Source organism: Streptomyces sp. NBC_01429, assembly GCF_036231945.1.
Classification (GTDB): domain Bacteria; phylum Actinomycetota; class Actinomycetes; order Streptomycetales; family Streptomycetaceae; genus Streptomyces.
In genome coordinates this window covers 4058130-4082405 of record NZ_CP109599.1, presented here as the reverse complement: position 1 = coordinate 4082405, position 24276 = coordinate 4058130, and the positions used below count along the sequence as shown (strand labels likewise).

19 protein-coding genes are annotated in these 24276 nt (G+C 67.8%); 13 read left to right on the top strand and 6 right to left on the bottom strand.

Annotated elements, in window-relative coordinates; genetic code table 11:
• Both OG627_RS17740 and rpsF read right to left on the bottom strand, forming a co-directional pair.
• Nucleotides 1-603: a single-stranded DNA-binding protein gene (locus OG627_RS17740; RefSeq protein ID WP_329066219.1), complete on the bottom strand. Its 603-nt coding sequence runs from the start codon at nucleotides 601-603 to the stop codon at nucleotides 1-3.
• A 74-nt stretch (nucleotides 604-677) separates the two neighbouring features.
• Nucleotides 678-968 (bottom strand): 30S ribosomal protein S6, encoded by a 291-nt coding sequence (gene rpsF, locus OG627_RS17735; RefSeq protein WP_006604399.1) that lies wholly within the window; start codon nucleotides 966-968, stop codon nucleotides 678-680.
• 279 nt (nucleotides 969-1247) lie between these two features.
• On the opposite strand from rpsF, the gene OG627_RS17730 reads away from it, so the two are divergent.
• The 3 genes from OG627_RS17730 (at nucleotide 1248) to OG627_RS17720 (ending at nucleotide 3960) form a co-directional block, all read left to right on the top strand.
• Complete coding sequence (locus OG627_RS17730) at nucleotides 1248-1562, top strand: hypothetical protein (RefSeq protein ID WP_329066217.1); 315 nt, start codon at nucleotides 1248-1250, stop codon at nucleotides 1560-1562.
• A 132-nt stretch (nucleotides 1563-1694) separates the two neighbouring features.
• Nucleotides 1695-2813, top strand: a complete 1119-nt coding sequence (locus tag OG627_RS17725; RefSeq protein ID WP_329066215.1) for a lipid II:glycine glycyltransferase FemX — start codon at nucleotides 1695-1697, stop codon at nucleotides 2811-2813.
• A 115-nt stretch (nucleotides 2814-2928) separates the two neighbouring features.
• Complete coding sequence (locus OG627_RS17720) at nucleotides 2929-3960, top strand: alanine racemase (protein ID WP_329066213.1); 1032 nt, start codon at nucleotides 2929-2931, stop codon at nucleotides 3958-3960.
• 145 nt (nucleotides 3961-4105) lie between these two features.
• On the opposite strand, the gene OG627_RS17715 is transcribed toward OG627_RS17720, so the two are convergent.
• The gene (locus OG627_RS17715) at nucleotides 4106-5596 is read right to left on the bottom strand and encodes a glycosyltransferase family 87 protein (RefSeq protein WP_329066211.1); all 1491 of its coding nucleotides are present in this window, start codon (nucleotides 5594-5596) and stop codon (nucleotides 4106-4108) included.
• Nucleotides 5597-5745: 149 nt separating this feature from the next.
• Nucleotides 5746-8373, bottom strand: a complete 2628-nt coding sequence (locus OG627_RS17710; RefSeq protein WP_329066209.1) for a transglycosylase domain-containing protein — start codon at nucleotides 8371-8373, stop codon at nucleotides 5746-5748.
• Nucleotides 8374-8742: 369 nt separating this feature from the next.
• Here OG627_RS17710 and OG627_RS17705 point away from each other — a divergent pair, with 369 nt between their 5' ends.
• From OG627_RS17705 to OG627_RS17695, 3 genes are all read left to right on the top strand, one after another.
• Nucleotides 8743-9459 carry a PadR family transcriptional regulator gene (locus tag OG627_RS17705; RefSeq protein ID WP_329066207.1) on the top strand — a complete coding sequence of 239 codons (717 nt, stop codon included), beginning with the start codon at nucleotides 8743-8745 and terminating at the stop codon, nucleotides 9457-9459.
• Between the two features lie 60 nt (nucleotides 9460-9519).
• Nucleotides 9520-10602 carry an inositol-3-phosphate synthase gene (locus OG627_RS17700; protein ID WP_329066205.1) on the top strand — a complete coding sequence of 361 codons (1083 nt, stop codon included), beginning with the start codon at nucleotides 9520-9522 and terminating at the stop codon, nucleotides 10600-10602.
• 135 nt (nucleotides 10603-10737) lie between these two features.
• Nucleotides 10738-12015, top strand: coding sequence for an MFS transporter (locus tag OG627_RS17695; RefSeq protein WP_329066203.1), 1278 nt, complete (start codon nucleotides 10738-10740; stop codon nucleotides 12013-12015).
• 65 nt (nucleotides 12016-12080) lie between these two features.
• On the opposite strand, the gene OG627_RS17690 is transcribed toward OG627_RS17695, so the two are convergent.
• Nucleotides 12081-13547 (bottom strand): CCA tRNA nucleotidyltransferase, encoded by a 1467-nt coding sequence (locus OG627_RS17690; protein WP_329066201.1) that lies wholly within the window; start codon nucleotides 13545-13547, stop codon nucleotides 12081-12083.
• A 211-nt stretch (nucleotides 13548-13758) separates the two neighbouring features.
• On the opposite strand from OG627_RS17690, the gene OG627_RS17685 reads away from it, so the two are divergent.
• From OG627_RS17685 to trxA, 7 genes are all read left to right on the top strand, one after another.
• On the top strand, nucleotides 13759-16149 hold the full coding sequence (locus OG627_RS17685) for a DUF6049 family protein (RefSeq protein ID WP_329066200.1): 2391 nt from the start codon (nucleotides 13759-13761) through the stop codon (nucleotides 16147-16149).
• A 45-nt stretch (nucleotides 16150-16194) separates the two neighbouring features.
• Nucleotides 16195-18336 (top strand): murein biosynthesis integral membrane protein MurJ, encoded by a 2142-nt coding sequence (gene murJ, locus OG627_RS17680; RefSeq protein ID WP_329066198.1) that lies wholly within the window; start codon nucleotides 16195-16197, stop codon nucleotides 18334-18336.
• 119 nt (nucleotides 18337-18455) lie between these two features.
• The gene (locus tag OG627_RS17675; protein WP_329066196.1) at nucleotides 18456-20165 is read left to right on the top strand and encodes a protein kinase family protein; all 1710 of its coding nucleotides are present in this window, start codon (nucleotides 18456-18458) and stop codon (nucleotides 20163-20165) included.
• 26 nt (nucleotides 20166-20191) lie between these two features.
• Nucleotides 20192-20896 (top strand): RNA polymerase sigma factor SigM, encoded by a 705-nt coding sequence (sigM, locus tag OG627_RS17670; protein ID WP_329066194.1) that lies wholly within the window; start codon nucleotides 20192-20194, stop codon nucleotides 20894-20896.
• Entirely contained in the window at nucleotides 20893-21852 is a 960-nt protein-coding gene (locus OG627_RS17665; protein WP_329066193.1) for a hypothetical protein, read from the top strand. The genes sigM and OG627_RS17665 overlap by 4 nt, the downstream gene beginning before the upstream one ends.
• Before the next feature lie 119 nt (nucleotides 21853-21971).
• Nucleotides 21972-22946 (top strand): thioredoxin-disulfide reductase, encoded by a 975-nt coding sequence (trxB, locus tag OG627_RS17660; protein ID WP_329066191.1) that lies wholly within the window; start codon nucleotides 21972-21974, stop codon nucleotides 22944-22946.
• A gap of 23 nt (nucleotides 22947-22969) precedes the next feature.
• Complete coding sequence (trxA, locus tag OG627_RS17655; RefSeq protein WP_443073634.1) at nucleotides 22970-23326, top strand: thioredoxin; 357 nt, start codon at nucleotides 22970-22972, stop codon at nucleotides 23324-23326.
• Nucleotides 23327-23405: 79 nt separating this feature from the next.
• Here the strand turns inward: trxA and OG627_RS17650 are convergent, their stop codons facing one another.
• Nucleotides 23406-24023 (bottom strand): GNAT family N-acetyltransferase, encoded by a 618-nt coding sequence (locus OG627_RS17650; protein ID WP_329066186.1) that lies wholly within the window; start codon nucleotides 24021-24023, stop codon nucleotides 23406-23408.
• Between the last annotated feature and the right edge of the window lie 253 nt (nucleotides 24024-24276).

Genomic DNA, 24276 nt, shown 5'->3' with positions numbered 1-24276 from the left:
TTAGAAGGGAGGCTCGTCCGAGTAGCCGCCGCCGGAGCTTCCGCCCCAGCTGCCTCCATTGCCGCCGCCCTGCGACTGCTGCTGGCCGCCGCCGCCGGCCGCCGGCGCACCGGTGGCCCACGGGTCGTCGGCGGGAGCACCGCCGCCGCCCTGCTGACCGCCGCCACCGGAGCCGCCGCCCCAGTTGCCGCCGCCGCCCTGCTGCTGGCCGCCGCCGTAGCCGCCCTGGCCCCCACGACCGGTGGTCTTGGTGACCTTCGCCGTGGCGTTCTTGAGACTGGGGCCGACTTCCTCGACGTCCAGCTCGTAGACCGTGCGCTTGACGCCCTCACGGTCCTCGTAGGACCGCTGCTTCAGCCGGCCCTGCACGACAACGCGCATGCCTCGCTGGAGCGACTCCGCGACGTTCTCCGCCGCCTGACGCCAGACCGAGCAGGTGAGGAAGAGGCCTTCGCCGTCCTTCCACTCATTGGTCTGCCTGTCGAAGATGCGGGGAGTGGACGCGACACGGAACTTCGCGACCGCCGCACCGGACGGGGTGAAGCGCAGCTCGGGGTCGTCGACGAGATTGCCGACAACCGTGATCACGGTCTCGCCTGCCATGGGTGAACCTCTCGGCGGGGATTGCTTCTGGCTGCTTGCTGCTACTCGAACCCGATGACCGCTGAGCTAGAAGCTCAGTGGGTCTCGGGGCGGAGGACCTTGGTCCGGAGGACCGACTCGTTCAGGTTCATCTGTCGGTCGAGCTCCTTGACGACCGCAGGCTCGGCCTGGAGGTCGATGACCGAGTAGATGCCCTCGGGCTTCTTCTTGATCTCGTAAGAGAGACGACGACGGCCCCAGGTGTCGACCTTCTCGACCTTTCCGTTGCCCTCACGGACGACGGAGAGGAAGTTCTCGATCAGCGGGGAGACAGCTCGCTCCTCGAGATCGGGGTCGAGGATGACCATCACTTCGTAGTGACGCATGTGGAACCCACCTCCTTTGGACTCAGCGGCCACGGTCGTTCCGTGGCAGGAGGGTCGTGATGCGTTCGCAACGGTATCGGCCGCCACTGACAATCCAGCTCGACGTGCGAGGGATCGCTTTCTGGCATGGGCAGACACCGGTGCAGACCGTACAGACTACCCGCACAACGGCTTCCGGTTGAAATCCGGTCGCCCTTGGCCGCAATCTGTACACATCGGGTGTGTGCGGCGCTACGAAGCGCCGCCTCCGGCAGGGCCACAGGGCTCAGGAGGTGCCACATGGCACAGGCAATGCGACCGAACTCCGCAACCTCTCTCTTCGCCACCGACGGGAAGCCTCATCCGCTCCAGGACACCCTGGTGGCGGTGACGCTGACGCTGGGCGTTCTCGCGTTCGTCTCGGCGTTCTTCCACGATCTGCATCTGCTCAGCTCATGGGCGGGGCTGGTGGGCATCCTGACCGGCGCGTACAGCCAGTTCGTCTCGGTGACGACCCGCGAAAGGTTCCTGACGGTCATCGGTCTGGGGGCCTCCGCCGTCGGCTTCTTCCTCGGTATGGCCCACGGCGGGCTGTTCGGGGGGATCATCGGCTAGTACTCGCGCCGCAGTACGAGCCGGGCGCTCCGCCCCACGGCCAAACGGGGCGCTCCATCGGCGCAGTAGGCTTCGGCGCGAGAGCCGGAGCCCCTGTATCCATGGGGACACACCTGCCGAGGAGCGCCCCGTATGAGCCTGACCCTGAGGACCATCAGCCGTGAGCAGCATCTGGCGTACATCCAGAGCCTGCCCGCGGCGAGTCACTGCCAGGTCCCGGCATGGGCTGACGTCAAGACGGAGTGGCGCTCCGAGAACCTGGGCTGGTTCGACAAGAACGATCAGCTCGTCGGTGCCGGACTGGTGCTCTACCGTCAGCTGCCGAAGATCAAGCGTTATCTGGCGTATCTGCCCGAGGGCCCGGTGCTGAACTGGTACGCCCCCAATCTCGACGAGTGGCTCCAGCCGATGCTGGCCCATCTCAAGCATCAGGGCGCCTTCTCCGTGAAAATGGGGCCGCCGGTCGTCATTCGGCGCTGGAACGCCGCGGCGATCAAGTCCGGTATTCAGGATCCGGACGTCAAGCGGCTGCGCGATGTCGAGGCGTCGCATATCGAGCCGCGCGCCTTCGAGGTGTCCGACCGACTGCGCAAGATGGGCTGGCAGCAGGGCGAGGACGGCGGCGCCGGATTCGGTGACGTCCAGCCCCGCTATGTCTTCCAGGTACCGCTGGCCAACCGCTCGCTGGACGATGTCCTCAAGGGCTTCAATCAGCTGTGGCGGCGCAATATCAAGAAGGCCGAGAAGGCCGGCGTCGATGTCGTCCAGGGGAGCTACGAGGACCTGGGCGAGTGGCAGCGCCTGTACGAGATCACGGCCGAGCGGGACCATTTCCGGCCGCGGCCGCTGTCGTACTTCCAGCGCATGTGGTCCGTCCTGAACACCGAGGACCCCAACCGGATGCGCCTCTACTTCGCCCGTCACGAGGGTGAGAACGTGGCCGCGGCGACGATGCTGATCGTCGGCGGCCATGTCTGGTACTCGTACGGCGCCTCGGCCAATCACAAGCGTGAGGTACGGCCGTCGAACGCGATGCAGTGGCGGATGCTGCGCGACGCCTACGCGATGGGCGCGACGGTCTACGACCTGCGCGGTATCTCCGATTCGCTCGACGAGACGGATCACCTCTTCGGTCTGATCCAGTTCAAGGTGGGCACCGGCGGGGAGGCCGTCGAGTACATCGGCGAATGGGACTTCCCGCTCAACAAGCTGCTCCACAAGGCGCTGGACATGTATATGTCCCGCCGCTGATATATGTCGCGCCGCTGACCGCGCGGATTCATTCCTTACGGCCGACGGCCGTCAAGGCCTTCCCGACCATTCGCATTCTTCTTCACCGCAGCCGAGAGAAAGGTTCCGGACCGGCATGGCGCTCTCCCTCTACGTCGACACCGCGCGCTGGCGGGCGCACCAGAAGTCGGTCATCGAGCAGTTTCCGGGGCTCGTCCCGGTCTGCAAGGGCAATGGTTACGGCTTCAGTCATGAGCGGCTCGCCGACGAGACCAATCGCTTCGGCTCCGACACGCTCGCCGTGGGAACCATTTACGAGGCGGCCCGCATAAAGGACTGGTTCAGCGGCGATCTGCTCGTCCTCACGCCTTTCCGGCGGGGCGAGGAGCCGGTGCCGCTGCCGGACCGCGTCGTGCGTTCCGTCTCGTCCGTCGACGGTGTCTTCGCCCTGGTCGGCGCCCGGGTCGTCATCGAGTGCATGAGCTCCATGAAGCGGCACGGGGTGAAGGAGGAGGAGCTCGGCCAGCTGCACGCGGCCATAGAGGACGTGCGCCTGGAGGGTTTCGCCCTGCACCTTCCGCTCGACCGCACGGACGGCTCCGACGCGGTCGAGGAGGTCATCGCCTGGATGGACCGGCTGCGGGCGGCGCGGCTTCCGCTGCACACCATGTTCGTCAGCCATCTGGGGGCGTCGGAGCTGGCGCGGTTGCAGCAGCAGTTCCCGCAGACGCGTTTCCGCGCCCGTATCGGTACGCGGCTGTGGCTCGGTGACCATGACGCGACCGAGTACCGGGGTTCGGTGCTGGATGTCACGAGGGTCGCCAAGGGCGACAGGTTCGGCTACCGGCAGCAGAAGGCCGCTTCGGACGGCTGGCTGGTGGTCGTGGCCGGCGGTACGTCGCACGGGGTCGGGCTGGAGGCCCCGAAGGCGCTGCACGGTGTGATGCCTCGTGCGAAGGGCGTCGCCCGGGCGGGTCTGGCGACGGTCAACCGGAATCTCTCGCCGTTCGTGTGGGACGGCAAGCAGCGCTGGTTCGCGGAGCCGCCGCACATGCAGGTGTCGATCCTGTTCGTGCCGTCGGACGCGCAGGAGCCCAGGGTGGGCGACGAGCTGGTGGCGCATCTGCGCCACACGACGACGCAGTTCGACCGCATCGTCGACCGCTGACTCAGCTTGGTCTCGCTTGGTACCGCTTGATCCCGTGAACTCAAGGCCCCTCGCCGCTCAAGCCGCCGAGGGGCCTTGAGCGGCTTCGGAGCACCGATGCGGCAGGGGGAAGCCCGGTAGGGACTTGTACGGCCTTACGGGCCGCTCAGGCGGCTCCTGGCGGCCGCACTCCCCACTCGACACGCGGCCCTTCGGCCAACTGCGCCTCGTGCTGGACCGGGCGGACCGTCTGACCGAGGACGAATCTGTCCTCGGCTCCGTCGAGGACGCCGCCGGACGGGTCGTCCGAGCCGTCCGCCCGTACACCGTCCCGTTCGGGCATCAGGATGTCCCGTACGACCAGAGCACACAGGTAGAGCGTGCCCGCGAGGTGCAGCGCGATGGCGAGCTGATAGCCCTCGGTGGGCAGTCCCTTGTGGGCGTCGCCGCTGGTCGTGTAGGCGAGGTACATCCAGATGCCGAGGAAGTACATGACCTCGCACGCCTGCCAGATCAGGAAATCCCGCCAGCGCGGCCGGGCGAGGACGGCCAGCGGAATCAGCCACAGTACGTACTGCGGTGAGTAGACCTTGTTGGTGAGGATGAACGCGGCGACGACCAGGAAGGCCAGCTGCGCGAAGCGCGGGCGGCGGGGCGCCGTGAGGGTGAGGGCGAGGATGCCTGCGCAGGCCAGGACCATCAGCAGCGTCGCGTAGGTGTTGACGCTCTCGACATCGATGGACTTGCCCGTGCGCTGGGTGATGATCAGCCAGAAGGAGCCGAAGTCGACCTGTCGCTCCTGGCTGAAGGTGTAGAACTTCTTCCACCCTTCGGGCGCGAGCATCATGACCGGCAGATTCACCGCGAGCCAGGCGCCGGCGGTCGCGAGCAGGGCCGTCGCGTACTCGCGGAACTTCCCGGCCCGCCAGCACAGGACGAGCAGCGGTCCCAGCAGGAGTACGGGGTAGAGCTTCGCGGCGGTCGCGAGGCCGATGAGGATGCCGAAGGCCAGGGCCCGGCCCCGGGACCACATCAGCATCGCCGCGGCGGTGAGGGCCACGGCCAGCAGGTCCCAGTTGATGGTGGCGGTGAGCGCGAAGGCCGGGGCGAGGGCGACCAGCAGGCCGTCCCAGGGGCGGCGCCGGTGGGTGCGGGTGACACAGACCGCGATGACCACGGCGCAGATCATCAGCATGCCCGCGTTGACCATCCAGTACATCTGCTCGCGGTACTGGATGGATCCGCCCGGGGTGAGCCAGGAGGCGACTTCCATGAAGAGTCCCGTCAGTACGGGGTACTCCAGGTACTGCATGTCGCCGCTGAGCCGGTCGAAGTACGGGACCAGGTTGTCCGCGAAGCCGCGCCCGAGGAAGAGATGCGGGATGTCCGAGTAGCAGGCGTGGGTGTACTGCGAGCTGGCGCCCCGGAACCATGCCCAGTTGTAGCAGGGCATCTTCTGGACCATTCCCAGCGCGAACATCCCGATGGCCACCAGCGCGACGACCCGTACGGGGGAGAGCCGGCTGGTACCGAACCAGGCCCGGCGTCCGGCGGGACCGCCGATCAGTTCGCTGCCGGCGGCGGCCACCTCGTCCCGCCGCGTGGGCGGTACGTCGGACCGGTCCTGGTGCACGGTTCTCTCTTCTGCGCTCGGCATGCCGCCCATCCTGCCGTACGCCTCTGTGGACGGGGCGAGGGCCGCCGCGCCGTACGTACATGTGTCTGTACGTGTCCGGTGCGACGGCCCTCGTGGCGGGTTCCGTGCGGCCGGGGAATCGGGTCCCCCGGGGCGGGTGCGGCGCGACGCTAGTCTCTCGTGCCGCCGATGAAGCCGTTGCCTCCGCCTCCGCCGTTGTCGGTCTCCTCTTCGGGCTCGGACGTCGTGGGGCTCGCCTCCCCGGTCGACCCGGCGTTCTCGTTGCCCTGGTTGTTCCCCGCGGTGTCGCCGCAGCCGAACAGGTTCTTGCAGCTCTCGGACGGATCCGGCGTCGGGGTCACGGAGGGCTCCTCGGACGGAGTCTCGGACGGCTCCTCGGAGGGCTCCTCGGACGGCTCCTCGGACGGCTCCTCGGACGGGGTGGGGGTCGGGCTGGCGGCGCCGCCGCCGTACACGGCCTCGCCGATGGGCTCGGGCTTGGGGAAGCGCAGGACCTTCTCGCCCTTGAGCGCTTCCTTCATGTAGTCCTGCCAGATCTCGGCGGGGAACGAGGCGCCGTGGATCTTGTCCTGGCCGCCGGTGCCGAACATCTCCTCGAACTTACGGTCCTTGTTCGTTTCGTCGTCGTCCAGGCGGTACATGTCGATGGCGGTCGACAGCTGCGGCGTGTAGCCCACGAACCAGGCCGACTTGTTGCCGTCGGTCGTACCGGTCTTGCCCGCGACGTCACGGCCCTCCAGCTTGGCGCTGGTGCCGGTGCCCTTCTCCACGACCGTCTTCAGTACGTCGGTCACGTTGTCGGCGATCTGGGCGGGGAAGGCCGTCTTCTGCGTGCCCTCGTGCTCGTAGATGACCTTGCCGCGCTTGAGCACCTTGGTGACGGAGTACGGGTCGTTCCGCTTGCCGCTCGCCGCGAAGGTGGCGTAGGAGCCCGCCATACGGATGGCGCTGGGGGAGGAGATACCGATCGAGAACGACGGGACGTTCGACTTGGAGAGCGTGTCGTCGTCGCGCAGTCCGGCGTCGATGGCGGTCTGCCTCACCGTGGAGATGCCGACGTCCATGCCCAGCTGGACGAAGGGGGAGTTGGCGGATTCACGCATGGCCTCACGCAGATCGATGGGCCCGTACGACTTGTCGCCGTCGTTGCGCTGAAGCCACTCCTTGTCCTCTTCGTTGGTCCAGATCGAACCGTCATAGTTCTTGATCTTCAGCTTGTTGTCGCCGTTGTAGATGCTCTTGTCGGGCGATACCTGCGTCCGCTGGGCGTCGGACTGGTCGGTTCCGAGGCTGGGATCGCGTTTGCCGTGCTGCATCGCCGCGGCCAGGACGAACGGCTTGAAGGTCGAGCCGACCTGAGCGCCCGTCTGGTCGGCGTTGTTGGTGTAGTGCTTGGTGGCGTCCTCGCCGCCATAGATGGCGACGATCTTTCCGGAGCCGGGCTCGACGGAAGCGCCACCGAACTGGACGTGCGTATCGGTATCCGGACGCGCCTTGGGGTCGATATTGGCCTTCTTGACCTTGGATACGGCCTTCTCCAGCTTTTCGACCTTCTTCTTGTCGAAGGTCGTGTGGATCTCGTACCCGCCCTTGGAGAGATCCGCGACGGTGAGGCCCTCCTTGTTGCTGTTGATGAAGTTCGCCTTGGCGAGGTCGACCAGGTACCCGATCTGACCGCCGAGGTCGTCGCTCTGCCGCACCGGCTTCGGCATGGGGAACTTCGTGTACTTGTTCCGCTCCGCCGCGTCGAGATGGCCGTCCTTCACCATCTCGTCGAGGATCCAGGTCCAGCGCTTCGTCGCACGCTCGGTGTTGGCCTCGCGCGTGGCGTTCGGGTTGTATCCGGGGTTGCCCGCCGGGTCGTAGAGAGTGGCGCCCTTGAGGAGCGAGGCGAGGAAGGCGCACTCGCTGGCGTTCAGGTCCTTCGCGTCCTTGCCGTAGTACGTACGGGCGGCGGCCTGGATCCCCCAGGCGCCACGACCGTAGTACGAGGTGTTCAGGTAGCCCTCCATGATCTCGGGCTTCTTTACGGTGTTGCCGACCTTCATGGAGATGAACAGCTCTTTGAACTTGCGGTCCAGGGTCTGGCTCTGGTCACCCAGCCGCGCGTTCTTGACGTACTGCTGGGTGATGGTGGAGCCGCCCTGGGTGTTGCCGCCCATGGCCATGTTGTAGAGCGCCCGGCCCATGCCCATGAAGTCGACGCCGGGGTCCTTGCGGAACGACTTGTTCTCGGCGGAGATGACCGCGTTCTGCATCGCGTCGGGGATCTGGGCGATCCCGATGTTCTGCCGGTTGGCCGAACCACCGGTCGCGGCGAGCTGTGAGCCGTCGGCCCAGTAGTAGACGTTGTTCTCGGCCTTCGACGCCAGATTCTGGTCGGGTACCCGGACCAGGGCGTAGGAGACGGTCCCCGCGAGGAGTATGGAGCCGACGAACGCCACGCCCAGTCCGGTGGTCTGCTTCCAGGAGGGCATCCACCGCTGCCAGCCGTCCTTGTTGTGGCGCGGGTAGTCGATCAGCCGCTTCTTGCCCGGCTCACCTCCGCCACGACCCGGTCCGTCGCCGCCGCCACGCCGGCCGCCGCGCTGGGCCGCGCGTCTGGCCTCGGCGCGGCTGCTGAAGACCGGCTCCTCCCCGTCATGGGCCCCGGAGGGCGACGCGGTGGATTCTCGGGAAGGGGCAGCACGGCGGCCTGACGACTGCTGGGACGCACGCCTGGCCGCGGCTCGACCGCCGCCCTGTGGCTGCGGCGGCTTGCGACGGTGCTCGCTCATCGAACGACTACTCCTCGGGCAGGCGCGTACGCCTGGAAGCGGCTGTTGAGTTCCGGTCCCCCGAAATGAACTACGGACCGGCCCGGCATCGGGCTCATCCGAGATGCATGCGGTGAGCCGAGAGTCTTGACGCCGACCGGCGTCAATCGGTTCCCGGTGGTCTGCATGCCGCACACACTACGCACGGTCAAACCCCACCGAGGACTGAAGTTCACCCTAAATCAGGCAAGTTGCTTCATGAGAATTATTGATGTGACGCCGTTCACCATGAGCCCCCTTGTCCCCACCGTCACTCCGTTCTATCGTCGAGATGTATCGAGTCGATACATCAGTGCGGCATAAGCGTCCCGGAGAGCAGAGGAGGCGACGGTGAGCAGACGCTCGGGCATCCTTGAGTTCGCCGTCCTCGGACTGCTTCGTGAGTCCCCCATGCACGGCTATGAGCTGCGCAAACGACTCAATACGTCGCTGGGGATCTTCCGGGCCTTCAGTTACGGGACGCTGTATCCATGCCTCAAGACGCTGGTGGCCAGCGGCTGGTTGATCGAGGAGCCGGGCAGCGCCCCGGAGGACGCGCTCGCCGCCTCGCTCGCCGGACGCCGGGCCAAGATCGTCTACCGGTTGACCGCGGACGGTAAGGAGCACTTCGAGGAGCTTCTGTCCCACACCGGGCCCGACGCCTGGGAGGACGAGCACTTCGCTGCTCGGTTCGCCTTCTTCGGGCAGACGGAGCGCGAGGTACGGATGCGGGTGCTGGAGGGCCGCCGCAGCCGGCTGGAGGAGCGTCTGGAGAAGATGCGCGCCTCCCTGGCCCGTACGCGCGAGCGTCTCGACGACTACACGCTTGAGCTTCAGCGCCACGGCATGGAGTCCGTGGAGCGCGAAGTGCGCTGGTTGAACGAACTCATCGAGAGCGAGCGGGCGGGGCGGGATCAGAGACGGTCCGGCCCTGGCAACCCCGCAGTACGAGAAGGCGCATCCGAAGAAACGGACGGCCTGCCCCGGCCCCGGGACGCCGCGTCTTCCGGGGGCACGCCCCCGGGACGTCCTGGCCAGCCGGATCCGTCCGCGGACAGCGCCGAGTGAGGCACTGCATCTCCGCAGGGCCTCATCACGACCACTGACATCACACAGGGAGCAACCGGAATGGGTTCCGTACGCGTAGCCATCGTCGGCGTGGGCAACTGCGCCGCCTCACTGGTGCAGGGCGTCGAGTACTACAAGGACGCCGACCCGGCGGCCAAGGTACCGGGTCTGATGCATGTCACGTTCGGCGATTACCACGTGCGGGACATCGAGTTCGTGGCCGCCTTCGATGTGGACGCGAAGAAGGTCGGCCTCGACCTCGCGGACGCCATCGGTGCCAGCGAGAACAACACCATCAAGATCTGCGACGTGCCGTCCAAGGGCATCACCGTGCAGCGCGGCCACACCCTCGACGGTCTGGGCAAGTACTACCGCCAGACCATCGAGGAGGCGCCCGAGGCGCCCGTGGACATCGTCCAGGCCCTCAAGGACAGCAAGGCCGACGTCCTGGTCTGCTACCTGCCCGTGGGCTCGGACTCCGCCGCGAAGTACTACGCCCAGTGCGCCATCGACGCCAAGGTCGCCTTCGTCAACGCGCTGCCGGTCTTCATCGCCGGCACGAAGGAGTGGGCGGACAAGTTCACCGAGGCCGGTGTCCCGATCGTCGGCGACGACATCAAGTCCCAGGTCGGCGCCACGATCACGCACCGCGTCATGGCGAAGCTCTTCGAGGACCGGGGCGTCGTCCTGGACCGCACGATGCAGCTGAACGTCGGCGGCAACATGGACTTCAAGAACATGCTCGAGCGTGAGCGCCTGGAGTCCAAGAAGATCTCCAAGACGCAGGCCGTCACCTCCCAGATCCCCGACCGCGACCTGGGTGCCGACAACGTGCACATCGGTCCTTCGGACTATGTCGCCTGGCTCGACGACCGCAAGTGGGCCTACGTCCGCCTCGAAGGCCGCGCCTTCGGCGATGTCCCGCTGAACCTGGAGTACAAGCTCGAGGTCTGGGACTCCCCGAACTCCGCCGGGGTCATCATCGACGCCGTGCGCGCCGCGAAGATCGCCAAGGACCGCGGCATCGGCGGCCCCATCCTCTCCGCGTCCTCCTACTTCATGAAGTCGCCGCCGGTGCAGTACTTCGACGACGAGGCCCGCGAGAACGTGGAGAAGTTCATCGCCGGCGAGGTCGAGCGCTAAAACCTGACGGGCGCTCAAAGCTCCCGTCCGGATCGTGCCGGGCCCCGTGCCCGTGAGTGCGAGAAGGGTCACCCGACTACCCGTCCGGTGACCCTTCTCGCATGTCCCGCCGACGCGTGTGTGACGCTGGCCCACATGCCTGTCGCACGTGATCTGCGCGTACTCCTGCGCCTCGGCGACTTCCGGCGGCTGCTGGCGGTCCGTCTGCTCTCCCAGGGCGCCGACGGCGTCTTCCAGGTCGCGCTCGCCGCGTATGTCGTCTTCTCCCCCGAGAAACAGACGTCACCCGCCGCGATCGCCTCCGCGATGGCGGTCCTGCTGCTGCCGTATTCGCTGGTCGGACCGTTCGCCGGGGTACTGCTCGACCGCTGGCGGCGTCGGCAGGTGTTCCTCTTCGGGAACCTGCTGCGCGCCTTCCTGGCGACCTGTACGGCGCTGCTCATCGTGGCGGAGGTCCCCGACTGGCTCTTCTACGCCTCGGCGCTCTCCGTGACCGCGGTCAACCGGTTCGTACTCGCCGGCCTCTCGGCCGCGCTGCCTCGCGTGGTGGACGACGAGCGTCTCGTCATCGCCAACTCGCTCTCCCCGACCGCCGGCACGCTCGCCGCGACGGCGGGCGGCGGACTGGCCTTCGCCGTACGGCTCACCATCGGGGACTCCGATGGAGCGGTCATGCTGCTCGGCGCCCTCCTCTATCTCTGCGCGGCCCTCACCTCCCTGCTGCTCGGACGCGAGTTGCTCGGGCCCGAGCCGTCACTGCTCCAGCCCCGGCTGGGCGCCGCGCTGGCTTCCACGGCACGTGGACTCGCGGACGGTGTGCGCCATCTCGTGGAGCGCCGGGCCGCGGCGGGCGCTCTGGCCGCCATGACGGTGATGCGCTTCTGCTACGGAGCGCTGACGGTGATGGTGCTGATGCTCTGCAGATACGCGTGGACAGAGCGGGAGGCGGACGGGCTGGCGCTGCTGGGGCTCGCCCTCGGCATCTCCGGGGCGGGATTCTTCGCCGCCGCGGTTCTGACTCCGTGGGCGGTGGGCCGGCTCGGCCCCTATGGCTGGATGGCACTGTGCGCGGGGTCGGCCGCTGTCCTTGAGCCGGCCCTCGGGCTGCCGTTCACCCCGGTGCCCATCCTGTTCGCGGCGTTCGTCCTCGGTTTGATCACCCAGGGCGCGAAGATCGCCACGGACACCGTGGTGCAGACGATGGTGGACGACGCCTACCGAGGCAGGGTCTTCTCCCTCTATGACGTGCTGTTCAATGTCGCCTTCGTGGGCGCCGCAGCGGTCGCAGCGCTGATGCTGCCGCCGGACGGCCGATCCGCCGCACTGGTGGTGACAGTCGCCGTTCTGTACGCGGCGGTCGCTGTGGTCCTGGTACTTCGGGGACGTACGCCGAAGGGGCGTTGTTTCACGTGAAACAACGCCCCTCGAAGATGCCGGGCGGGTCATGTTTCACGTGAAACATGACCCGCCCGGCACGGTCACTCCCGCGCGGCCCACCACTCCTTGAGAGCCGCGACGGCCTCGTCGTGTCCCATGGGGCCGTTTTCCAGCCGTAGCTCCAGCAGGAACGTGTAGGCCTCGCCGATCTCCCGGCTGGGACCGATGCCCAGAATCTCCATGATCTGGTTGCCGTCCAGATCGGGCCTGATGGAGTCCAGTTCCTCCTGCTCCTGGAGCTGCGCGACCCGCTCCTCCAGGCCGTCGTAGGCCCGGGACAGGGCCATGGCCTTGCGCTTGTTGCGTGTCGTGCAGTCGGAGCGGGTCAGCTTGTGGAGCCTTCCCAGGAGGGGACCGGCGTCACGGACATAGCGGCGCACCGCCGAGTCGGTCCACTCTCCGGTGCCGTAGCCGTGGAAGCGCAGATGCAGCTCCACCAGCCGCGAGACGTCCTTCACCAGCTCATTGGAGTACTTGAGCGCGGTCATCCGCTTCTTGGTCATCTTCGCGCCCACCACCTCGTGGTGGTGGAAGGAGACCCGGCCGTCCTTCTCGAAGCGCCGCGTCCGGGGCTTACCAATGTCATGGAGCAGGGCGGCCAGCCTCAGTACCAGGTCAGGGCCGTCCTCTTCCAGATCGATGGCCTGTTCCAGCACGATCAGCGAGTGGTCGTAGACGTCCTTGTGCCGGTGGTGCTCGTCACTCTCCAGCCGAAGCGCGGGCAGCTCGGGCAGTACGTGCTCGGCGAGCCCGGTGTCGACCAGCAGCGCCAGCCCCTTCCGGGGGTGGGCGGAGAGGATCAGCTTGTTCAGCTCGTCACGTACCCGCTCGGCGGAGACGATCTCGATACGGGCGGCCATGTCCTTCATGGCCGCGACCACCTCGGGCGCCACATCGAAGTCCAGCTGGGCGGCGAAGCGCGCGGCCCGGAGCATACGCAGCGGATCGTCCGAGAAGGACTCCTCGGGGGTGCCAGGCGTGCGCAGTACACGCTCCGCGAGATCGTCGAGTCCGCCGTGGGGATCGATGAACTCCTTCTGGGGCAGGGCGACGGCCATCGCGTTCACGGTGAAGTCCCGGCGCACGAGGTCTTCCTCGATGGAGTCGCCGTAGGACACCTCAGGTTTGCGCGAGGTCCGGTCGTAGGCCTCCGAGCGGTAGGTCGTCACCTCGACCTGGAAACGCTGATCGGTGTCGCCGACGCGGGCGTCCTTCTGGCAGCCGACGGTGCCGAAGGCGATACCGATCTCCCAGACGGAGTCCGCCCACGGCCTGACGATCTTCAGAACGTCCTCCGGCCGGGCATCGGTCGTGAAGTCCAGGTCGTTGCCGAGCCGACCGAGAAGGGCATCCCTGACCGAACCGCCGACCAAGGCGAGGCTGAATCCGGCCTCCTCGAATCGGCGCGCGAGATCGTCGGCGACCGGGGACACCCGCAGCAGTTCACTGACCGCGCGGCGCTGCACCTGGCTGAGGGCTCTGGGATTGTCTTCATTGGCGTTCGGCACAACAGAAAAGGTTACGTGCCACAGCCTGTGGGGGCGCCCCTGTTTCGGCTCCCCCGGCTCCGATGCATGGGTTTTCTGTGACGCATGAGATTCTTCCGATCATGTGGAGCAGTCCCCAGCACTTCGCCACAGCGCACATCGTTACCATGCGTGGACGCATTAATGGACAACCACCAACGGCAGCAGACGATGACGAGGGACGGGCGAGCGCGTGGCCGAGGCGGCAGACTTCCAGGGGATGGGCCCTTCTCCTGCCCGCCGGTGGCTGCGGCGCACAGCCTCTGTAGTCGCGGGGGTTCCGCTCCTGGCGAGTCTGCTGGCGGGCACAGCCGCGCCTGCGGCACAGGCGGCGCCCCAGGCCACCGGCTCCCGTACGGTCAGTGTGGCGCTGGACACACTGGCGCCCAGCGCGCCGGTGAAGGGCGACACCCTGACGGTCTCCGGAACGGTGACCAACAATGGCAAGAGCACGATCACGGACGCGCAGGTGGATCTGCGCGTGGGGCCACGGCTCGCCGGCCGGACCGCCATCGACGACGCCGCCGCGCGCTCGGGCAGCAGTGCCTCGGGTGATGTGGCCCCGGTCGGTGGCAAGTACAAGGTCGCCTTCCCGAAGCTCGCGGCCGGTATCTCGCAGGATTTCGCTCTCTCCGTACCGGTCGACAAGCTGGAGCTCGGTGAGAACGGCGTCTATCAGCTGGGCGTCTCGGTGACCGGCAGGACCGCCGCGACCCCGTACGACCAGGTGCTGGGCATCCAGCGCACCTTCCTCCCCTGGCAGCCCGAGGCCACGGACCAGAAGACACAGCTGACGGCCCTGTGGCCGCTGATTTCGTCGGTGCATCTCTCCGCCGAGACGGGTTCGGACGATCAGCAGACCCCGGTCTTCGAAAACGACGACCTGGCGGAGGAGCTGGCCCCCGGCGGGCGGCTGGAGCAGATGGTCGCCCTCGGCAGCCAGCTGCCCGTGACCTGGGTCATCGACCCCGATCTGATCGCCACCGCCGACGCGATGACCCGGAACTACAGCGTCAGGAACGGGGACTCCGTCGTCCCCGGCAAGAACCAGGCGGTCGCCACCCAGTGGCTCAACGCGCTGGAGAAGGCGGTGAAGGGGAGCAAGGTGATCGCGCTGCCGTTCGCCGATCCCGACCTGGCTTCACTGGCACATCGCGGCAAGGACGTCTCCGGGGCGCTCAGCCATCTTCAGCCCGCGACCGACGTGGCCGGCAAGACCGTGGAGACGATCCTCCACGTACAGCCCTCCGTGGACTTCGCCTGGCCCGTGGACGGCGCGATCGACCCCTCGATCATCGACGTGGCCACCTCGGCCGGGGCGCACAAGGTCATCACCCGCAGCGACAGTCTCCAGGACAACCTGTCGTACACCCCGAACGCCGCGCGGCCCATCGGCGGCGGAACAACGGCGGTGGTCGCGGACACCCGGCTCTCCACAGCCTTCCAGAGCGACATGACGGCAGCCAGCAGTTCCACGCTCGCCGTGCAGAAGTTCCTCGCACAGTCGCTGGCCGTCACTCTTCAGGAGCCCGACAACCAGCGCAGCATCGTCGTCGCCCCGCAACGGATGCCGACGGCGGCCCAGGCGCAGTCCATGGCGCGTGCGCTGCGTGCGCTGGAACCCGAGCGCTGGACACAGCCGACCGATCTGATCGCCGCGGCGGCGGTGCAGCCCGACGCCGACGCCACCACGAAGGTGCCGAGCACCTCGCGGTACCCGAGCAAACTGCGCGCCAAGGAGCTGCCGACCGAGGCGTTCCAGTCGATCAAGAAGACGGAGGAGCGGCTCGACAACTTCAAGGCCATCCTCAGCTCACCGGACCGAGTGGCCGCTCCCTTCGGCAACGCGGTGAGCCGGGCGATGTCGACGTCCTGGCGCGGCTCCCCGGTCGAGGCGACGCAGTACCGCGACCGGGTGGACGAGTATCTGGGGAGCCTCACCAGCGAGGTGCAGCTCATCCCGAAGTCCGTCCTCACGCTGTCGGGACGCAGCGCCACCATCCCGGTGACCGTGCAGAACAAGCTGTTGCAGGGCGTCCAGGACCTGGTGCTGCGGCTCAAGTCCGACAACCCGACCCGTCTCAAGCTCGATGACGACCAGGCGGTGGCGGAGCGTCCCATCAAGATCGACGGTGGGCACAGCCAGTCGGTGAAGTTCACCGGCGCGGGCAACGCCAACGGTCCGGTCCAGGTGACCGCCCAGCTCTACACGGTGGACGGCACGCCGTACGGGGGTCCCATGACCTTCCAGGTCAAGGTCTCCGAGATCACCCCCACCGTCATGCTCGTCATCGCCGGCGGTGTGCTGCTGCTGGTGCTGGCCGGTGTGAAGATGTACAGCCAGCGCAAGCGGGCGGTGGCCCGCAAGGCGGCCGCGACGCCCTCGGACGACGCGGACGGCAGTGGCGACACCGGCGCGGAGGCCGACGACTCCTCCGGCGAGCAGAACACGCACGACACCAAGGACACGGCCGGCGCACGGGCCTCAGAAGGCGCAGATCCCGGGCAGCCGAGTGACCCGACACCGGACACCGGACCGGAAAGCGCTGACGCGTCGGGCACGGGTGAGAAAGTGGACCGTTGAGCGATGTCGTGGCCGGTCGGCCGGGGACGATGAGGTGGGGTAACCATGAACGCGCCGTACGACGGTGACCGTGGGCAGGGCGCGGGCGGCGATCCCGCAGGGCAGGTCCCGCCCTCTCCGCCGCCTGCCCCTGATCCCTATGTCCAGGACGCCTACAAGCAGGACCCCTACTGGGCACAGGATCTCTCCGCACAGGATCCGGTGACCGAGGCGCTGTACGACCGCGCCTCCCACCCGCCGCCGCCCCCGGGCACGTACCAGGAGACCCAGGAGCTGTATCAGCAGCCTCCGGCTCAGCAGTACGCGCCCGATCCCCGTATCTGGGCCCAGACACCGCCTCCTGAGCCCTCCGGGCCGTCCCGGCATCTCCCGTACGGGGACGACGCGCGGACGACCCAGTTCACGGGCGTCGATGATCTCGTCTCGCGGGCCGGGGACGAGAGCCCCCCAGCGGACGCGTTCGCGCATCTCTACCGCGATCAGCAGGGCAGCGGGCAGGTACTGACCGCGCCGGAGCCCGAGGCGGCGCCCGCCCCGCCGCCCGCCAAGAAGTCCGGTGGCAAGGCAGCGGGGCTGCTGAAGTCGAGCGCGGTGATGGCCGCGGGCACGCTGGTGTCCCGGCTCACCGGGTTCGTACGCAGCCTGGTGATCACGGCGGCCCTGGGTGCGGCACTGCTCGGTGACTCCTTCACCGTCGCCTACACCCTGCCGACGATGATCTACATCCTCACCGTCGGCGGCGGCCTCAACTCCGTCTTCGTCCCACAGCTCGTACGGGCGATGAAGAACGACGACGACGGTGGCGTGGCCTATGCCAACCGGCTGCTGACCCTCGTCATGGTCGCGCTCGGCGCGATCGTGGCCGCCGCCGTGTTCGCGGCGCCGCTGCTGGTCCGTCTGATGTCGGACACGATCGCCAGCGACCCGGCCTCCAACAACGTCGCGGTCACCTTCGCCCGCTACTGCCTGCCCACGATCTTCTTCATGGGTGTGCACGTGGTGATGGGCCAGATCCTCAACGCGCGCGGGAAGTTCGGCGCGATGATGTGGACTCCGGTCCTCAACAACATCGTCATGATCGCCACGTTCGGTCTCTTCATCTGGGTGTACGGCACCGCCGCCGACTCCAGCATGACCGTCCGGACGATTCCGCCGGACGGTGTGCGGCTGCTGGGCCTCGGTACGCTGCTCGGCCTCGTCGTGCAGGCTCTCGCGATGATCCCGTATCTGACCGAGACCGGGTTCCGGTTCCGGCCCCGCTTCGACTGGAAGGGCCACGGCCTCGGCAAGACTGTCAAGCTGGCCAAGTGGACCGTCCTGTTCGTCCTCGCCAACCAGGCCGGCGTACTGGTCGTCACCCAGCTCGCCACCGCGGCCGGCGAAGCCTCCGGCAAGACCGGAACCGGCATCCTGGCCTACAGCAACGCCCAGCTGATCTGGGGCATGCCGCAGGCCATCATCACTGTCTCGGTCATGGCCGCGCTGCTGCCCCGGATCTCCCGGGCCGCCCACGACGGCGACCCGGGCGCGGTGCGCGACGACATCTCCCAGGGGCTGCGCAACTCCGCCGTCGCGATCGTCCCGATCGCCTTCGGGTTCCTCGCGCTCGGCGTCCCGCTGTCCATCCTGATGTTCTCGTCCAGCGGCATGGAATCGGCGCGGTCCATGGGCTTCATCCTCATGGCGTTCGCCCTCGGGCTCATTCCGTACTCCGTGCAGTACGTCGTGCTCCGTGGTTTCTATGCCTACGAGGACACCCGGACGCCCTTCTACAACACGGTCATCGTCGCCGCGGTCAACGCCGCGGCTTCCGCCCTCTGCTACGTGTTGCTGCCGTCCCGCTGGGCCGTGGTCGGCATGGCCGCCTCGTACGGGCTGGCCTATGCGGTCGGCGTCGGTGTCGCCTGGCGACGGCTGAAGAACCGGCTGGGCGGCGATCTGGACGGCGGCCGGGTCCTGCGTACGTACGCGAGGCTCTGTCTGGCTGCCGTGCCCGGCGCCCTCGCGGCGGGCGGCGTGGCCTACGCCGTTCTCGGCGCCCTCGGCAGCAGCGCCGTCAGCTCGGTGGTGGCGCTGGTCGCCGGAGGCGTCGTTCTGCTCGCTGTCTTCTTCGTCGCGGCGAAGAAGATGCGGATCGAGGAGATGAACGCCATGGTCGGCATGGTGCGCGGACGGCTCGGACGCTGAGCCGCGGTGGCCGAGCACAACCATCCTCGGCCACCGCGTGTCGTGCATAGCGTCCAACTGTGGGCACAATTGGCTTGGCTGTTGGATGGGACGCAATGGATGGGGAGGCAGGAGCGACGGTGGCGGAACGTAGCACGGCTGCCGTCGACGTGGCCGACAACAGCGGTGATGAACCGCTGACCGCCAAGGCGGACAAGGCCACGGCCGACGGGTCGGCGGAAACCCAGGAGACGGCGGAGCAGTCCGCACCGGACACGGACCGTGAGCGGCAGAGCGGCGGACCGGGCATCGCGACGCCCGACCTGCACAGCGGCCATAAGCTCGCCAGACGTTACCGCCTGGAGGAGTGCGTCACCCGTCTGGACGGTTTCAGCAGCTGGCGTGCGGTCGACGAGAAACTGCGCCGCGCCGTAGGTGTGCATCTGCTGCCCGCCGACCATCCGCGGGCCCGTTCCGTACTGGCCGCGGCCCGCTCGTCCGCTCTCCTCGGTGATCCGCGCTTCGTGCAGGTCCTGGACGCCGTGGAGGAGAACGACCTCGTCTACGTCGTCCACGAGTGGCTGCCGGACGCTACCGAACTCACCGCTCTCCTCGCCGTCGGGCCGATGGAGGCCCACGACGCCTATCAGCTGGTCAGCCAGGTCTCCCAAGCCATGGCCGCCGCCCACCGCGAGGGGCTCGCGCATCTGCGGCTGACTCCGGGGGCGGTCCTGCGGACCTCCAGCGGCCAGTACCGGATCCGCGGCCTCGCGGTGAACGCCGCACTGCGCGGAATCCGTGCCGAACGGCCGCAGCGGACGGACACCGAGGCCATCGGCGCACTCCTCTATGCCGCGCTCACCCAGCGCTGGCCGTACGAAGCGGATGCCTACGGACTCTCCGGTCTGCCCAAGGGCGTCGGCCTGATCGCCCCCGACCAGGTCCGCGCCGGAGTCCACCGCGGACTCTCCGAGCTGGCCATGCGCGCTCTGGTCAACGACGGCGCCACCGCCTCCCGCCAGGAACCGCCGTGCACCACTCCGGACGAGCTGGCCGCGGCCGTCGCGGAGATGCCTCGTATCCGGCCTCCGGAGCCCACTTTCACAGCGCCGCCCGAGTATCAGCGCACCACCTACCAGCAGGGCACGTACGGACGGACGCAGCAGGGCCTCGGGCCCCCCACGGCCCCTGTGGCCGTCCCGCCGCCGCCACTCCAGAGCCGCACCGGCAAAGCCCTGAAGTGGACCGTCGCCGCCCTGCTCATCGCCGCCCTGGGGCTCGGCAGCTGGCAGGTCGCCGACCGGCTTCTGGACCAGCGCAAGGAGTCCGAGACCACCCCGACCCAGACGACCACGGGGGACGACGACAAGGCGATCAAGCCCGTCAAGGCGCTGAAGATCGCCGAAGCGAGCGAGTTCATGCCCGGTGGTTACGGCATAAAGCCCGGGCTCGCGCCGAACACCATCGATGGTGAAGCCAAGACGTCCTGGATCACGGATCAGTACTGGAACTTCCCCAACTTCGGCAATCTCCCGAAGTACAAGGAGGGCAGCGGCATCATCGTTGACCTCGGCAGCGTGCAGCGCGTCTCCGTCATCAACATCGACATGTACCGCAGCGGTCAGAAGGCGGAAGTCCTCGCCGCCGACAAGGACGCGTCGAACCCCACGAGTCTCTCCGACTTCTCCCAGCGCCTCACCAAGCTGGAGACGGTGGGGGGCACTCTGAAGAGCACCCTCGACAAGCCGGTACGGACCCGGTACGTATTGGTCCACATCACCGAGGTGCCCACGGACGGAAGCAGCAGCCGCTTCAGGGGCGGAATCACGGAGATCCAGCTCAAGGGCTGACCGGACCGGGGGAGGGGGGCTCACCGTTGGACGATGTCGCACTCGGCGAAAGCAGTGACCACGACCTGCTGAGCGCTCATGTCCAGGGGCATCCTCACGCCTTCGGTGAGCTGGTACGACGCCACCGCGACCGTCTCTGGGCGGTCGCCCTGCGGACGCTGGGCGACCGGGAGGAAGCCGCGGACGCCGTGCAGGACGCCCTCGTCTCCGCTTTCCGTGCTGCCCATACCTTCCGCGGCCAGTCCGCCGTGACGACCTGGCTGCACCGCATCACCGTCAACGCCTGCCTCGACCGGGCCCGTAAGGCCGCGTCCCGCAAGACCTCCCCGGTGGACGACACCGAGCGGCTGGAGCAGCTCCTGGAGCCCCATGAGTCGGCGGAGGCTCCCGCCGAGCGCGGGGATCTGCACCGGGAGCTGCTGGCGGCGCTGGCCAAGCTCCCCGTCGACCAGCGCGCGGCGCTCATCCTCGTCGATATGCAGGGCTACCCCGTCGCGGAGGCCGCCGCCGTACTGGGAGTGCCCACCGGAACGGTGAAGAGCCGCTGCGCACGCGGCCGGGCCAGACTTCAGCCGATGCTCACACATCTACGTGCGGACATCGGGGATATCAGCGGTTCGGGCAGGGGAAGGAACCGCACGCCGGGGGCATCCGTCCCACCGGCATCGGAGCCAATGGATTCAGGATCGGGTGATCCTGCCGGCGTGAAGGGCGGAGGTGGGCGCACGTGACATCGACGACCGACACGACTGAGCACCCGGATGTCTCGGAGATCTCCGAATTCTCGGAAGGGCTGGTCCCGCCCTCCCGGGCGACCGATCTGAGGCTCCACCTCGACAGCTGTGATCTCTGTGCCGACGTCCATGACTCCCTGGAAGAGATCAGGGGACTGCTCGGGACCCTGCCGGGACCGTCGCGGATGCCCGCCGACATCGCCGGCCGTATCGATGCCGCTCTGGCGGCCGAGGCGCTGCTCGACTCGACGTCTCCCCCTCTCTCCGTCTCCGCTACGTCCGGGGCCGACCGCTCCCCCGATGTTTCACGTGAAACATCGCTCGCGTCCCAGAACCCGGCGGGGGCGGCTTCCGCTGCGGCGGAGGGGGTACGGGCCGACCGGCCCGCAGGCCGTCCGAAGGCTGCCACCGGACCGGGGCGCGGGAGGACACGCCGCCGCCGTACCGCTGTCCTGGGTGCTGTCCTCGGAACGGCCGCGGTGGGCGTCAGCGTCCTGCTCTTCCAGTCGTTCCGGCCGGTGGACGATGATCTCGCAACGTCCCAGGCCGACGCGACGGCCAGCTCCTCGGCCCGGCAGAGTGCCGACGAGTTCTCGGCAACCGATCTCCAGAGCCGGGTCGACACACTGCTGGCCACCCCCGCCTCCACCAAATCCGAGCGCCGCGGCGCCGGCGAGGGGCTGGATTCCTCGGAGCTGGGCGCCTCGAATGCACCCATGCTCCAGAACTCGCCCAAGGTTCCGGCCTGTATTCAGCAGGGCACGGGACGTGCCGAGGCCGCCCTGGCCGCGGAGCAGGGCAGCTATCAGGGCAGCCCTGCCTATCTCGTCGTCCTGCCGCACCCCGGGGACACCACCAGGGTCCAGGCCTATGTGATCGATGCGACCTGTGTGGAGGGGGCTTCCACAACCGAGGGAAAGGTCCTGCTGACGCACTCCTACCCTCGCCGCTGACGACACCCCCGTGTGGGCCGGACGACCTCGGGAATGCAAGACCCGTAGGATCCGTTGGATGGGGTGAAAGTCGTTGATCCGGCCCCAGTAGGCAGTCTGCAGAGACGAGGAAGAAACCCGTGAGCGACGTCCGTAATGTGATCATCATCGGCTCCGGGCCCGCCGGCTACACGGCCGCGCTGTACACCGCGCGCGCTTCGCTGAAGCCGCTGGTCTTCGAGGGCGCCGTCACCGCCGGTGGCGCTCTGATGAACACCACCGATGTGGAGAACTTCCCGGGCTTCCGCGACGGCATCATGGGCCCCGATCTCATGGACAACATGCGGGCACAGGCCGAGCGCTTCGGCGCCGAGCTGGTTCCGGACGATGTCGTCTCGGTCGACCTCACCGGCGACATCAAGACGGTCACCGACACAGCGGGTACCGTCCACCGTGCCAAGGCCGTCATCGTGACGACCGGCTCCCAGCACCGCAAGCTCGGCCTGCCGAACGAGGACGCCCTCTCCGGCCGGGGTGTCTCCTGGTGTGCCACCTGTGACGGCTTCTTCTTCAAGGACCAGGACATCGCCGTGGTCGGCGGTGGCGACACCGCGATGGAGGAAGCCACCTTCCTTTCGCGCTTCGCCAAGTCCGTCACCATCGTCCACCGCCGGGACACCCTGCGCGCCTCGAAGACCATGCAGGACCGTGCCTTCGCCGACCCCAAGATCAAGTTCGCCTGGGACAGCGATGTCGCGGAGATCCACGGCGACCAGAAGCTCTCCGGTCTGACCCTGCGCAACACCAAGACCGGCGAGACCTCCGCGCTTGCCGTGACCGGCCTGTTCATCGCGGTGGGCCACGACCCGCGGACCGAGCTGTTCAAGGGACAGCTCGACCTGGATCACGAGGGGTACCTCACCGTCGACGCCCCCTCGACCCGGACGAACCTCTCCGGAGTCTTCGGCGCCGGCGATGTCGTCGACCACACCTACCGTCAGGCGATCACCGCCGCGGGCACCGGCTGCTCGGCCGCCCTGGACGCCGAGCACTTCCTCGCCGCGCTGAGCGACGGCGAGAACGCTGCCGAGCCCGAGAAGACCGCCACCGTCTGATCAGCAAGTCCCCACCCCACGAACTGAAGGAGGCCGCCGTGGCCCTGAAGCAGGTAACCGACGACTCATTCGACGCCGACGTCCTCAAGAACGACAAGCCCGTTCTGGTGGACTTCTGGGCCGCCTGGTGCGGACCGTGCCGGCAGATCGCGCCGTCGCTGGAGGCCATCGCGGCCGAGCACGGCGACAAGATCGAGATCGTCAAGCTCAACATCGACGAGAACCCGGGCATCGCGGCCAAGTACGGCGTCATGTCCATCCCGACGCTGAACGTGTACCAGAACGGCGAGGTCGCCAAGACCATCGTCGGCGCCAAGCCCAAGGCCGCGCTCCTGCGCGACCTGGACGACTTCATCGGTGAGGGCGCCGTCAAGGGCTGACTCTCGATGTTTCACGTGAAACGGGTCCACCCCCTGTCGGGGGTGGACCCGTTTCTCATTCCACAGAGCGCCGTGGACCTCACAGCGGACGCGGCACCGGTTCCTTCTTCACCGCGCCCAGAAGCCGGTCGAGGGCCAGCTCCATGTCTTCCTTCCAGGAGAGCGTGGTCCGTAGCTCCAACCGCAGCCGTGGGTACCTCGGATGCGGTCGTACGGTCTTGAAGCCCACCGCCCGCAGATGGTCGGCGGGAAGCACACAGGACGGCTCGCGCCACCGCGCGTCTCCGAATGCTTCTACGGCCTTGAACTCCCGGCGCAGCAGATCCTTGGCCACGGTCTGCACCATCACGCGGCCGAGCCCCTGACCCTGATAGCGGGGCATGATCCAGCCCGTCATCAACTGGACCGCGTCCGGGGAGACGGGGCTGGTGGGAAACGCCATGGCTCTGGGCACATAGGCCGGCGGCGCGTAGAGGACGAAGCCGACCGGTACCTCATCGACATAGACCACCCGGCCGCAAGATCCCCACTCCAGCAGGACCGCCGAGATCCACGCCTCTTTCTGCGCCGCCGCTCTGCCGGCTTTTACCGCGGCTTCTCCGCTGACCGGATCAAGCTCCCAGAAGACACACGAATGACAGCGCTCGGGGAGGTCCGGAAGGTTGTCCGGCGTGAGCGGTACGAGCCGACGCCCCATGGAGGCTGTTCCTCACTTCCCTCACCTGCCGCACCACGGGCGGCGGCCAGCACACTGCGTTCCCGAAGCAGACTCGCCACAAAGCCGCCGAGCACGCCAAGGCCCAGTCCAGCTGACACCAGTTGGCTGCGGCTCACCGATCGCATGGCCCTTTGGCTCCTTTGGAGGTGGATCGAGGTGGATGCGCCGTACCAGATCGCATCGTATCCACCCAGAGCCACGTGGCATACCGAGAGACAGCAAAGGGCGGGCT

Excerpts from the sequence above, each read along its gene's own strand:
- OG627_RS17700 (WP_329066205.1), top strand. The coding sequence starts at position 9,520 with ATGGGTTCCGTACGCGTAGCCATCGTCGGCGTGGGCAACTGCGCCGCC.
- OG627_RS17715 (WP_329066211.1), bottom strand. The coding sequence starts at position 5,596 with ATGCCGAGCGCAGAAGAGAGAACCGTGCACCAGGACCGGTCCGACGTA.
- OG627_RS17720 (WP_329066213.1), top strand. The coding sequence starts at position 2,929 with ATGGCGCTCTCCCTCTACGTCGACACCGCGCGCTGGCGGGCGCACCAG.
- OG627_RS17740 (WP_329066219.1), bottom strand. The coding sequence starts at position 603 with ATGGCAGGCGAGACCGTGATCACGGTTGTCGGCAATCTCGTCGACGAC.
- murJ (WP_329066198.1), top strand. The coding sequence starts at position 16,195 with ATGAACGCGCCGTACGACGGTGACCGTGGGCAGGGCGCGGGCGGCGAT.
- OG627_RS17730 (WP_329066217.1), top strand. The coding sequence starts at position 1,248 with ATGGCACAGGCAATGCGACCGAACTCCGCAACCTCTCTCTTCGCCACC.
- OG627_RS17725 (WP_329066215.1), top strand. The coding sequence starts at position 1,695 with ATGAGCCTGACCCTGAGGACCATCAGCCGTGAGCAGCATCTGGCGTAC.
- OG627_RS17695 (WP_329066203.1), top strand. The coding sequence starts at position 10,738 with ATGCCTGTCGCACGTGATCTGCGCGTACTCCTGCGCCTCGGCGACTTC.
- OG627_RS17710 (WP_329066209.1), bottom strand. The coding sequence starts at position 8,373 with ATGAGCGAGCACCGTCGCAAGCCGCCGCAGCCACAGGGCGGCGGTCGA.
- rpsF (WP_006604399.1), bottom strand. The coding sequence starts at position 968 with ATGCGTCACTACGAAGTGATGGTCATCCTCGACCCCGATCTCGAGGAG.
- OG627_RS17650 (WP_329066186.1), bottom strand. The coding sequence starts at position 24,023 with ATGGGGCGTCGGCTCGTACCGCTCACGCCGGACAACCTTCCGGACCTC.